Here is a 12,279-nt window from a genome sequence, read left to right as displayed (position 1 = left end):
TAGGGCGAGCTCTCCGGATGCCGCCCTTTTTTGTGCAAGAGCATTATGCAAAGCAGCAGCAACCTATTTCCTGTCGCCCTGATCAGCGCCGAACGACGCGGTGATCTGAGCGAAGACGTTTACCGTTTGAAACCGGGCAACAGCCCTGACTGGTCCGTGGAAATCGCGGTGACCCGTCTCGGCATGGCGGATGAGCCGGCGTCGCGCGGCGTGCCGGTGATCTTGCTGCACGGCAGTTTCTCCAACCGGCGCTTCTGGTTTTCGCCGAAGGGCCTGGGCCTGGGCGCGTATTTGACGCGGCTGGGCTTCGATGTGTGGATCCCGGAAATGCGCGGTCACGGTCTGTCCCAGCGCAACGAGGACTACCGCCGCAACCGCGTCGCCGACTATGCCCGTTACGATCTGCCGGCCATCGCCGCGTTCGTCCGGGAGCAGAGCGGGCAGATTCCGCACTGGATCGGCCACTCGCTGGGTGGCATCACGTTGGCGGCCGCGCTGGGCGGCGAATACCTAGGTGAGCCGGCGGTGGCCTCGGCGGCGTTTTTCGGCACCCAGGTCAGCCGCACGTACTGGCCGCTGAAAATTCCGCCGGTGGAGTGGAGCGGGCGCTTCATTCTCAAGCGTTTTGCCCAATTGTCTGGTTCGCGGCTCAAGCGCGGCCCCGAGGACGAGCCGATCGGCCTGGCGCTGGAAAGCATGCGCTGGTATGGCCTGTTCGGCCGTTTCGGCGACAAGGACAAGGATTGGTGGGCGGGCCTTGCCGATGTGCAGGTGCCGGTGCTGGCAGTGAGCGCGGCGGGCGATCATCAGGATCCGGCCTGGGCGTGCCAGAAACTGTTCGAACAGATCGGCTCCGAGCACAAGCAGTTCATCAACCTGGGCCGTGAACAGGGTTTCAACGATCAGTTCGGGCATGTCGAGATGCTGGTCAGCAAGGCAGCGCAGGCTGAGGTCTGGCCGCTGGTGGCGCGTTGGCTGGCGGATCAGCACACGCCATTGCTTGGCGAGAAGCCGGATCTGGCGGCAGCGGTCTGAACGCGGCGCCCTGAAAAGGGCATTTCGTTCGAGTCGGCTTGCGGCTAAGATATGACGCATTGGACGGTTCTGGTCATATTTAGTGACTGTTTCGCTATTACGTTTCAGCTTGTGTTCAGGTTCGTTCAGCGACCATGACATGGGCTAAGGTAAACAACGACCGCCGGGACTCGTTTCAAAAGAGTGCGACATCCTTGATCGTCTTCCTTGTTACAGGAGTTATTCGATGAACCATTACCTTACGCCTGACCTGTGCGACGCCTATCCGGAGCTGGTTCAGGTGCTGGACCCGATGTTCAGCAATTTCGGCGGCCGTGATTCGTTCGGCGGCGAGATCGTGACCATCAAGTGCTTCGAAGACAACTCGCTGGTCAAGGAACAGGTCGAGCTCAAGGGTAATGGCAAGGTGCTGGTGGTGGACGGTGGCGGTTCCCTGCGCCGTGCGCTGCTGGGCGACATGCTCGCCGAGAAAGCCTCGAAAAATGGTTGGGAAGGGCTGGTCATCTACGGCTGCATTCGTGATGTGGACGTCATCGCCCAGACCGATCTTGGCGTGCAGGCCCTGGCCAGCCACCCGATGAAAACCGACAAGCGCGGTATCGGCGACCTCAACGTGCCGGTGACGTTTGCGGGTGTCACTTTCCATCCCGGCCAGTACATCTATGCGGACAACAATGGCGTGATCATCTCGCCAAGTCCGCTGAAAATGCCTGAATAAATCGCGGTAACCACAGGGGTGAGGATGTTCGAGGAAGAAAACGCGCAATGGGGGCTGGTGCATGCCCTGGTGCTTGACGGTAAAGGCGGTGCGCGTTCGATAGCCCGGACTGATCTCGACGATCTGCAGCTGCAGGCTCATGAAAGCTTGTGGCTGCATTGGGATCGCAGTCACCCGCAGACCCAGACCTGGCTGCGCAAATCCAGTGGGCTCAACGAGTTCACCTGCGATCTGCTGCTGGAAGAAAACACCCGACCACGCCTGTTGCCGCTGCCGGATTCCGAGCTGCTGTTGTTTTTGCGCGGGGTCAACCTCAACCCGGGTGCCGAGCCGGAAGACATGGTGTCGGTGCGGATTTTCGCTTCGGCCCAGCGGGTGATTTCCCTGCGTTTGCGTCCATTGCGCGCCACCGATGAGTTGCTGGTGATGCTGGGCGAGGGCAAGGGGCCGAAAACCTCGTCCGAACTGATGCTCTATCTGGCGCAATTCCTCACCAACAAGGTGCAGGATCTGGTGACTTGCCTCTCCGAAGTGGTCGATGAAGAGGAAGAAAAACTGGATGCCGACGAACGGTATACCCCCGAGCATGGTGCCATTTTGCACATCCGTCGCCGGGCTGCCGGGCTGAAGCGTTTTCTGGCACCGCAGCGGGATATTTTCGGACAGCTGACGCGGATAAAACTGCCGTGGTTCGTCGATGACGATGCCGACTACTGGAACGAATTGAACAACAGCCTGACCCGTTATCTCGAAGAGCTCGAATTGACCCGAGAGCGCGTGGGGCTTGTGCTGGAGGCTGAAGACCGGCGCTTGAGCGTGCACATGAATCGCACGATGTACCGCTTCGGGATCATCACCTGCATCTTTTTGCCGATGAGTTTTATTACCGGTCTGCTGGGCATCAACGTCGGCGGCATTCCGTTCTCGAGCAGCCCTTATGGTTTCCTGATCGCCTGTCTGACGGTGCTCGCCCTGGCGTTCGGACAATGGTGGTTGTTTCGCCGTTTGCGCTGGGTATGAAGATGCGCCATGTGACCCGACCAAATTTGCCCGCGTCTTTCACAGACATCACGAGAGGTGCGTATGCACGATCCGTTTGAACAGTCTTTGCGCGACATGCTCAACGCCTCGCCGTCCGGTCGCGACGACGATGCCTGCCTGGGCCGCGTACTCAAAACCGCCAACCGCCAGGTTGGCGCCGGCGATCTGTTCAGCCTGCTGGGCCGCTGGCTGCCCGCGCTGATGATCGCCCTGAATAACGGCTCGGCCCATGTCGCGCCGGTCTCCCGTCTCCGTAAACCTACCGCTCGCACTGCTGATAAGGCTGATTGAATATGGAACTTGATCTCTGGACTCAGAGCCTCGTCACTGCAATGACTGCGTTGTGGACCAAAGTCGCTAACTTCATTCCGAACCTGTTCGGCGCACTGGTTGTGCTGCTGTTGGGTTTTGTCGTGGCCAAGCTGCTGGACACCTTGCTGTCCAAATTGCTGGCCAAACTGGGGCTCGATCGGCTGATGGGTGGCACCGGCCTGACCAAGCTGATGTCCCGCGCGGGGCTGCAAGTGCCGATCTCGACGTTGATCGGCAAAATCGTCTATTGGTTCGTTCTGCTGATTTTTCTTGTTTCGGCAGCAGAATCCCTTGGACTTGAGCGAGTTTCAGCTACGCTTGACATGCTCGCGCTGTATTTACCAAAAGTGTTCGGCGCGGCGCTGGTGTTGCTGGTGGGGGTCCTTCTTGCGCAACTGGCCAATGGCCTGGTTCGCGGGGCGGCAGAAGGCGTAGGCCTGGACTACGCTTCAGGACTTGGGCGAATTGCCCAGGGCCTGGTGATCATCATCAGCATTTCGGTCGCGATCAGTCAGCTGGAGGTCAAGACCGACCTGCTGAACCATGTGATCGTTATCGTATTGATTACCGTTGGTCTGGCGGTTGCGCTGGCCATGGGTTTGGGAAGCCGGGAAATTGCCGGTCAGATTCTTGCGGGAATCTATGTGCGTGAGTTGTATCAGGTTGGGCAACAAGTGCGTATTGGCGAGGTCGAAGGCCAGATCGAAGAGATCGGCACGGTTAAGACCACATTGCTGACCGATGAGGGTGAGCTAGTCTCTCTCTCCAATCGGATCCTGCTGGAGCAGCATGTGAGTAGCCGCTAACCCGGCAAACCCTGCTAATGTATGCCGCCGCAAAATGCCAGCTGTCGCTGGCTGCGGTGGACATTGACCTGACTGTCGGCACGACTTGTTTTGAATAAAGCCCAAACGCTATCCACGCGCTACGACCCCCGCGAGCTCTCTGATGAGGAGTTGGTCGCGCGCTCGCATACCGAGCTTTTTCACGTGACGCGCGCGTATGAAGAATTGATGCGGCGTTACCAGCGGACATTATTTAACGTTTGTGCGCGATATCTCGGGAACGATCGCGACGCGGACGATGTCTGTCAGGAGGTGATGTTGAAGGTGCTGTACGGCCTGAAGAACTTCGAGGGGAAATCGAAGTTCAAGACATGGCTATATAGCATCACGTACAACGAGTGCATCACACAGTATCGGAAGGAACGGCGAAAGCGTCGCTTGATGGACGCACTGAGTCTTGACCCCCTCGAGGAAGCGTCCGAAGAAAAGGCGCCGAAACCCGAGGAGAAGGGCGGACTGGATCGCTGGCTGGTGTATGTGAACCCGATTGACCGGGAAATTCTGGTGCTACGATTTGTCGCAGAGCTGGAGTTCCAGGAGATCGCAGACATCATGCACATGGGTTTGAGTGCGACAAAAATGCGTTACAAACGCGCTCTTGATAAATTGCGTGAGAAATTTGCAGGCATTGCTGAAACTTAGTTCGGCGCAAATATCTCTTACGTGTAGGCAAGTTCTGATAGACTTGCCGCCGAGTTGTCCCCCGGTTTGCGGGACTGCTTCACAATCACCAGATGGGGATTTAACGGATGAAACTGAAAAACACCTTGGGCTTGGCCATTGGTTCTTTGATTGCCGCCACTTCTTTCGGCGCTCTGGCACAAGGCCAAGGCGCAGTTGAAATCGAAGGCTTCGCAAAGAAAGAACAATTCGACAGCGCTCGTAACTTCAAGAACAACGGCAACCTGTTCGGCGGCTCGGTCGGTTACTTCCTGACCGACGACGTTGAACTGCGTCTGGGCTACGACGAAGTGCACAACGTGCGTTCCGACGACGGTCGTAACATCAAGGGCGCCAACACCGCTCTGGATGCTCTGTACCACTTCAACAACCCAGGCGACATGCTGCGTCCATACGTCTCGGCTGGTTTCTCCGATCAGAGCATCGGTCAGAACGGCACTGGCGGTCGTAACCGCTCTACCTTCGCCAACGTTGGCGGCGGTGCCAAGCTGTACTTCACCGAGAACTTCTACGCCCGTGCTGGCGTTGAAGCTCAATACAACATCGACCAGGGCGACACCGAGTGGGCTCCTAGCGTCGGTATCGGTGTGAACTTCGGTGGCGGCTCCAAGCCAGCTGCTGCTCCAGTTCCAGCTCCGGCTGAAGTCTGCTCCGACAGCGACAACGACGGCGTTTGCGACAACGTTGACAAGTGCCCGGACACCCCAGCCAACGTAACTGTTGACGCTGATGGCTGCCCAGCAGTTGCTGAAGTTGTTCGTGTTGAGCTGGACGTGAAGTTTGACTTCGACAAGTCGGTTGTTAAGCCAAACAGCTACGGCGACATCAAAAACCTGGCTGACTTCATGAAGCAGTACCCATCGACTCGCACCACTGTTGAAGGTCACACTGACTCCGTCGGTCCTGACGCTTACAACCAGAAACTGTCCGAGCGTCGTGCGAACGCCGTTAAGCAAGTTCTGACCAACCAGTACGGTGTTGAATCGTCCCGCGTTGACTCTGTTGGCTACGGCGAAACCCGTCCAGTTGCTGACAACAAAACTGAAGCTGGCCGTGCTGTTAACCGTCGCGTAGAAGCGCAGGTTGAAGCTCAAGCTAAGTAATTAGCTGCCGCTCCGAGAAAAGCCCGGCTTAGGCCGGGCTTTTCTTTGCCTGCGATTTGGTGAAACCGGGATTGTCAGGCCAGGCGATCAGCTGGCCAGCTAATCGAGTCGAACTGGGTCACAGCCGCGGCGACGGCACCTATGACCAGAATCGCAGGACTCTTGAGCTGGAAACCAAGGGCATCGTCTTCCATGGCTGTCAGCTTGCTGCGACATTCGCGCTGCTCTGGCAACGAGGCATTCTCGATCATCGCCACCGGCGTATCCGCTGCCATACCGCCCGCCAGCAGTTGCTCGCGAATCTCGCCGAGCTTCGCCACTCCCATGTAAATCACCAGCGTCGTCCCGCCTTGCGCCAGCGCCCGCCAGTTCAACTGACTGTCGTCCTGGGTATGAGCCGTGACCAGCGTCACGCCCCGGGCCACGCCGCGTAACGTCAGCGGAATATCACACTGGGTCGCGCCGGCCAGTCCGGCGGTGATGCCATTGACCAGCTCCACCTCGACCCCGCGCTCGCGCAACCACTGCGCTTCCTCACCCCCACGCCCGAAAATGCATGGATCGCCGCCCTTGAGCCGTACTACGCATTTACCCTGACGCGCATAACGCAGCATTAGCCGATGGATGAACGCCTGGGGCGTCGAGCGGCAGCCGCCGCGTTTGCCGACCGCGATGATTCGCGCAGCAGGGCAGTGCTCAAGCACCGCCTCATTGACCAGATCGTCGATCAGCACCACCTCGGCTTCGCGCAAGGCACGCACCGCTTTGAGCGTCAGCAGTTCAGGATCACCGGGGCCCGCGCCCACCAGCCAGACTTTCGCGTTCATGGTGTTTTCCTCTTCAGATGACGGCGACCGGACGCACTTCGGCGGCCAGCAAACGCTTGATTTCCGGGACGCAGGAGCCGCATTGCGTCCCGCACCCCAACTTGTTTTTCAAACCCTGCAGATCCAGACCTTCACGGATACCGGCGCAGACCGCGCTGTGGCTGACGTTCTTGCAGTTGCACAAGGTTTTGTCCGCCACAACCTGCGCGCCGGCATTGCCCGGCGGCGCACTCATCGGTGCCAGCAGCCAGCGCCGCAGTTGTTCGTCGGCACGACCCTCCAGCCACAGGCCTTGCAACCAGTGTTGGGCAAGGGTTTCACCGGCCAGACGGATCGCGGTGATTCGTCCGTTTTCAATCCGTACCCGTTTGCCGATGGCGCGGCGAGGATCGTCATAGGCCAGCACCGGCCCGTCGATCAGGGCCAGGCACTGGTCGATTTCACGCAGCAATTGCGGCTCCGGCGCCACGGCGCTGGCTGCGCGTATCAGCAGCGCAGGCCGTTCACGTCCGACAAGGCTGAGACTTGCGTAGGAAAACGCCTCACAGAGCGGTCGAAGCGCCTCGAAATGCCGTTGAACATCGCCCTCGATCAGTGCGAACAGTTGCCAGGGCAAATTCACCGGTTCCAGCCGTACACCGCTGTGCTTGAGTTCCGGCTGTTTCGACAAAGGATCGAAGGCGGGCAGGGTCAAGCTATTCACGCCGCCCTTGAGGAAACGATCGCCCCAGTGCATCGGCAGGAACGCCTGGCCCGGACGCACGCTGTCATCGCTGGCGACCGCCACAATCATTGCGCCCCGACGACTTTTCAGATTCACCAGATCCCCCGGCTGCAAGCGGTGGCGGCGCACCTCGTCCGGGTGCAGGCTCAACACTGCTTCGCTGACATGACCGAATAGCTGCGCTGCGGTACCGGTGCGACTCATACCGTGCCATTGATCACGCAGGCGGCCGGTGATCAGGGTCAGTGGAAAGCGTGCGTCGCGTTGTTCCTTGGCGGCGCGATAGGGATCGGCAACGAACTGCGCGCGCCCGTTCGCCGTAGGAAAGATCCCATCGACATACAGCCGGGCTGTGCCTTGGCGGGCGCCAGCGGGGAAGGGCCATTGTTGTGGCCCAAGCTCATCAATCAACCCATGGCTGATCCCGGACAAATCCAGATCGCGGCCACGGGTCAGTTGTTTGTACTCGTCAAACAACTGACCCGGTTGCTCGAACGCAAACAGACCCGGCTGTTGCGGGCGCAGACGTTTCTCCAGGCGTTGTGCGAAATCCACCGTGATCGCCCAGTCCGGACGCGCTTCACCCGGTGCAGCAATGGCCTGGCGGACGTGGGAAATCCGCCGCTCGGAGTTGGTCACCGAACCTTCCTTCTCGCCCCAACTGGCCGCCGGCAACAGCAGATCGGCAAACGCTGCGGTTTCGGTGGTACGGAATGCCTCCTGCAAAACCACGAACGGACAAGCCTCCAGCGCGGCGCGCACAGCGTTCTGGTCAGGCATCGATTGTGCGGGGTTGGTGCAGGCAATCCACAGCGCCTTGATCTTGCCGCTACGCACTTGTTCAAACAGTTCGATAGTACTGAGGCCGGTACTTTCCGGCAGCTTATCCACACCCCAATACGCCGCCACTTCGGCGCGGTGCTCCGGATTGGCCACTTCGCGATGCCCGGGCAACAGGTTTGAGAGGCTGCCGGTTTCCCGTCCGCCCATGGCATTTGGCTGACCGGTCAAAGAGAAAGGTCCTGCACCCGGCCGGCCGATTTGCCCGGTGGCCAGGTGCAGATTGATCAGCGCACTGTTCTTCGCGCTGCCAGCGGTGGACTGGTTCAGGCCCATGCACCACAGCGACAGAAAACTCGGCGCGGTGCCGATCCATTCCGCACATTGCTGCAACTGCTCGACGCTGATCCCGCACAACTGCGACACCATGGCCGGCGTGTAATCGCGCACCAGGCTTTTCAGCTCGGCGAGCCCGTCGGTGTGCGCCTTGATGAAGTCGCGGTCGATCCAGTCTTCCCACAACAGCAGATGCAAAATCCCATGGAACAACGCGACATCGGTGCCCGGCAGAATCGCCAGATGCAGGTCCGCCAGATCGCAGGTGTCGGTGCGCCGTGGATCAATAACGACGACTTTCATCTGCGGGCGGTGGGATTTGGCTTCTTCGAGGCGGCGAAAAAGTACCGGGTGGGCGTAGGCCATGTTACTGCCGACGATCACCACGCAATCGCTCAACTCCAGGTCTTCGTAGCTGCACGGTGGTGCGTCGGCGCCGAGGCTGCGTTTGTAGCCGACCACCGCCGAAGACATGCACAGCCGCGAATTGCTGTCGATGTTATTGGTCCCGACCAGCGCCCGCGCCAGTTTGTTGAAGGCGTAGTAATCCTCGGTCAGCAACTGCCCGGAGATGTAGAACGCCACGCTGTCCGGGCCATGTTCGGCGATGGTGTCGGCGAACACGTTGGTGGCGTGATCCAGCGCGGTGTTCCAGTCGCAGCGACTGCGCGCCAGGCCTTTGCCCAGGCGCAATTCCGGGTACAACGCCCGTGCTGCCAAATCACCGGTCAGGTGCAGGGTCGAGCCTTTGCTGCACAGTTTGCCGAAGTTGGCCGGATGCGCCGGATCGCCGCTGACGCCGAGAATGCGCTCGCCGTCATGCTCGATCAGCACGCCGCAGCCGACCCCGCAGTAGCAGCAGGTCGAGGCGGTCGTCTGGCGGTTCATCAGACGGCGTCCCGCAGGGCCAGTTGCACACGGCCGTTCTCGACCCGGGCCGGGTGATGGTGAGCGCAACCGACGTCCGGTGCCTGGGCTTCGCCGGATTGCAGGTCGATCTGCCAGTTGTGCAGCGGGCAGGCGACACGTTTGCCGTAGATCAGGCCTTGGGACAATGGGCCGCCCTTGTGCGGGCAGCGGTCATCGAGTGCGAAAACTTCGTCGTCGCTTGTGCGAAAGATCGCAATGTCACCTTTGGGCCCGGCAATGATCCGCGAACCGAGGGCATTGATCTCTTCCAGGGCACAGATATCGAGCCAGTTCATGCCGGCACCTCCAGGTTTTTCACGGGGATCACGTCGAATTCTTTCTTCAGTTGTGGCTGGGCGAGGCGCTCTTTCCACGGATCCTGTTCGAACGACAGGGAGAATTGCAGGCGCTCGTTCAGGGCCTTGCGGCGCTCGGGATCTTCCAGCACGGCTTTTTTGATGTGCTCCATGCCGACCCGTTGCAGGTAGTGCACGGTACGTTCGAGGTAGAAGGCTTCCTCACGGTACAACTGCAGGAACGCGCCGTTGTACTCGCGCACCTCCTCGGCGGTCTTGAGCTTGACGAAGAACTCGGCGACTTCGGTCTTGATCCCGCCGTTGCCGCCGATGTACATCTCCCAGCCGGAATCGACGCCGATGATTCCTACGTCCTTGATCCCCGCTTCCGAACAGTTGCGTGGGCATCCGGAGACCGCCAGTTTCACTTTGTGCGGCGACCACATGTTGAACAGATCGTGCTCGAGGTCGATGCCCAACTGGGTCGAATTCTGCGTGCCGAAGCGGCAGAACTCGCTGCCGACGCAGGTTTTCACGGTGCGGATCGATTTGCCGTAGGCGTGGCCGGACGGCATGTCGAGGTCTTTCCACACACCGGGCAGATCCTGTTTCTTGATCCCCAGCAGGTCGATGCGCTGGCCGCCGGTGACCTTGACCATCGGCACCTGATATTTGTCCGCCACGTCGGCGATACGCCGCAGTTCCGACGGGTTGGTCACGCCGCCCCACATCCGTGGCACCACCGAATAAGTGCCGTCCTTCTGAATGTTGGCGTGGGCCCGTTCGTTGATCAGGCGCGACTGCGGATCGTCCTTGGCTTCGCCGGGCCAGGTGGAAATCAAGTAGTAGTTGAGGGCCGGGCGGCAGGTGGCGCAGCCGTTCGGGGTGCGCCAGTTGAGGTAACTCATGGTGCCGGCGATGGTCAGCAGATGCTGTTCGCGAATGGCCTGGCGAATCTGGCCGTGATTGAGGTCGCTGCAACCGCAGATGGCTTTTTCGCTTTTCGGTTTGACGTCGGCTGCACCGCCAACGGTGTTGATCAGGATCTGCTCGACCAGCCCGGCGCAGGAGCCGCAGGAGCTGGCGGCCTTGGTGTGTTTTTTCACCTCGTCGACGCTGAACAGTCCGTGTTCCTGAATGGCCTTGACGATGGTGCCCTTGCACACGCCGTTACAGCCGCAGACCTCGGCGTTGTCGGCCATGCTCATGGCTTTGTCCTGGCCCTGATGTCCTACATCGCCAAGTGCGTTTTCTCCGAACATGAGGTGATCGCGGATCTCACCAATGGCGTGATTCTCACGAATCTGCCGGAAATACCAACCGCCATCTGCCGTATCGCCGTACAGACAGGCGCCGACCAGCACGTCATCCTTGATCACCAGTTTTTTGTACACCCCGCCGATCGGGTCGGAGAGGGTGATGGTCTCGGTGCCTTCGCCGCCCATGAAGTCGCCGGCGGAAAACAGGTCGATGCCGGTGACTTTCAATTTGGTCGACGTCACCGAGCCCTGATAACGGGCGAAACCCAGTTGCGCCAGGTGATTGGCGCAGACCTTGGCCTGTTCGAACAACGGCGCCACCAGGCCGTAGGCGATGCCACGGTGGCTGGCGCATTCGCCGATGGCATAGATGCGCGGGTCGTAGGTTTGCAGGGTGTCGTTGACCAGAATCCCGCGATTGCACGGGATACCGGCCTTTTCCGCCAGTTCGGTATTGGGGCGGATCCCGGCGGCCATGACCACCAGATCGGCGGGGATGATGTCGCCGTTCTTGAATTGCACCGAGCCGACGCGACCATTGCCGGCGTCATGCAGGGCCTGGGTCTGTTCGCACAGGCGAAAGTGCAGGCCACGGGATTCGAGGGCGGTTTGCAGGAGTTGGCCGCTGGTCTTGTCCAGTTGCCGCTCCAGCAGCCACTCACCGAGGTGCACCACGGTGACGTGCATGCCGCGCAGCATCAGGCCGTTGGCGGCCTCGAGGCCGAGCAGGCCGCCGCCGATCACCACGGCGTGCTTGTGAGTTTTTGCGGTGTCGATCATGGCCTGGGTGTCGGCGATGTCGCGGTAGCCGATCACACCCTGCAAGGTGTTGCCGGGGATCGGCAGGATGAACGGGGTCGAGCCGGTGGCGATCAGCAGGCGGTCGTACTCGGCCTCGGTGCCGTCCTCGGCGATCACCCGGCGTTTGACCCGGTCGATCTCCACCACTTTGCGGTTGAGCAGCAGTTTGATGTTGTTTTCCAGGTACCAGTCGAGGTCATTGAGCACGATCTCTTCGAAGGTCTGTTCGCCGGCCAGCACCGGCGACAACAGGATGCGGTTGTAGTTGGTGTGCGGTTCGGCGCCGAAGACCGTGATGTCGTACAGCTCGTTGCTCAGCTTGAGCAGTTCTTCCAGGGTGCGGACCCCGGCCATGCCATTGCCGATCATCACCAGTTTGAGTTTTTTCATCAGGTTCTCCGGGAGCATCGGGCTTGCCTCTTGTGGGCAGTCAGGCCTTGCTCGACAAAAATGGCGCAAACAAAAAAGGCGTCCCGCCAGTTACCTAGCGAGGACGCCTTTGTCCTTGTCCCGTTCTCTCGGGAAGCCTGGCCTTCGTCGTTGAAGGTCGGGCTTTATGTCAGTTGGAAACGTTAATGCAGTGGTTGTGCCAAGTTGCGCTGAGCCGCGATT

11 protein-coding genes are annotated in these 12,279 nt (G+C 60.0%); 7 read left to right on the top strand and 4 right to left on the bottom strand.

The genetic code is table 11. The annotated features are described in order from the left end of the window. The first annotated feature begins 45 nt into the window (after positions 1 to 45). The 7 genes from CAF74_RS23330 (at position 46) to CAF74_RS23300 (ending at position 5,735) form a co-directional block, all read left to right on the top strand. A complete protein-coding gene (locus tag CAF74_RS23330) occupies positions 46 to 1,035 on the top strand; it encodes an alpha/beta fold hydrolase (protein WP_007951983.1) in 990 nt (329 codons plus the stop codon). 226 nt (positions 1,036 to 1,261) lie between these two features. After that, positions 1,262 to 1,753, top strand: a complete 492-nt coding sequence (gene rraA, locus CAF74_RS23325; protein ID WP_007951984.1) for a ribonuclease E activity regulator RraA — start codon at positions 1,262 to 1,264, stop codon at positions 1,751 to 1,753. A gap of 24 nt (positions 1,754 to 1,777) precedes the next feature. Beyond that, entirely contained in the window at positions 1,778 to 2,773 is a 996-nt protein-coding gene (locus CAF74_RS23320) for a zinc transporter ZntB (RefSeq protein ID WP_011333249.1), read from the top strand. A 63-nt stretch (positions 2,774 to 2,836) separates the two neighbouring features. Continuing rightward, positions 2,837 to 3,085 carry a CrfX protein gene (locus tag CAF74_RS23315; RefSeq protein WP_085700244.1) on the top strand — a complete coding sequence of 83 codons (249 nt, stop codon included), beginning with the start codon at positions 2,837 to 2,839 and terminating at the stop codon, positions 3,083 to 3,085. Between the two features lie 2 nt (positions 3,086 to 3,087). Beyond that, positions 3,088 to 3,912 carry a mechanosensitive ion channel domain-containing protein gene (locus tag CAF74_RS23310; protein ID WP_007951987.1) on the top strand — a complete coding sequence of 275 codons (825 nt, stop codon included), beginning with the start codon at positions 3,088 to 3,090 and terminating at the stop codon, positions 3,910 to 3,912. 90 nt (positions 3,913 to 4,002) lie between these two features. Further along, the gene (sigX, locus tag CAF74_RS23305) at positions 4,003 to 4,593 is read left to right on the top strand and encodes an RNA polymerase sigma factor SigX (RefSeq protein WP_011333251.1); all 591 of its coding nucleotides are present in this window, start codon (positions 4,003 to 4,005) and stop codon (positions 4,591 to 4,593) included. A gap of 107 nt (positions 4,594 to 4,700) precedes the next feature. Further along, positions 4,701 to 5,735, top strand: a complete 1,035-nt coding sequence (locus CAF74_RS23300; protein WP_085747909.1) for an OmpA family protein — start codon at positions 4,701 to 4,703, stop codon at positions 5,733 to 5,735. A 74-nt stretch (positions 5,736 to 5,809) separates the two neighbouring features. On the opposite strand, the gene cobA is transcribed toward CAF74_RS23300, so the two are convergent. From cobA to nirB, 4 genes are read right to left on the bottom strand one after another with little or no spacing between them, the layout of a single operon-like run. Continuing rightward, complete coding sequence (cobA, locus tag CAF74_RS23295) at positions 5,810 to 6,562, bottom strand: uroporphyrinogen-III C-methyltransferase (RefSeq protein WP_085747908.1); 753 nt, start codon at positions 6,560 to 6,562, stop codon at positions 5,810 to 5,812. 13 nt (positions 6,563 to 6,575) lie between these two features. After that, positions 6,576 to 9,290, bottom strand: a complete 2,715-nt coding sequence (locus CAF74_RS23290) for a nitrate reductase (protein WP_085747907.1) — start codon at positions 9,288 to 9,290, stop codon at positions 6,576 to 6,578. After that, positions 9,290 to 9,607: a nitrite reductase small subunit NirD gene (nirD, locus tag CAF74_RS23285; protein WP_007951992.1), complete on the bottom strand. Its 318-nt coding sequence runs from the start codon at positions 9,605 to 9,607 to the stop codon at positions 9,290 to 9,292. Before nirD ends, CAF74_RS23290 begins: the two co-directional genes overlap by 1 nt. Next, positions 9,604 to 12,057: a nitrite reductase large subunit NirB gene (gene nirB, locus CAF74_RS23280; RefSeq protein WP_045121673.1), complete on the bottom strand. Its 2,454-nt coding sequence runs from the start codon at positions 12,055 to 12,057 to the stop codon at positions 9,604 to 9,606. Before nirB ends, nirD begins: the two co-directional genes overlap by 4 nt. Positions 12,058 to 12,279: the final 222 nt, after the last annotated feature.

Origin of the sequence: Pseudomonas sp. R45(2017) (assembly GCF_002112305.1) — a bacterium.
Taxonomy (GTDB): Bacteria; Pseudomonadota; Gammaproteobacteria; order Pseudomonadales; family Pseudomonadaceae; genus Aquipseudomonas; species Aquipseudomonas paraglycinae.
The sequence above is the reverse complement of the archived record's forward strand: the minus strand, read 5'-3'. Positions and strand labels throughout refer to the sequence as shown.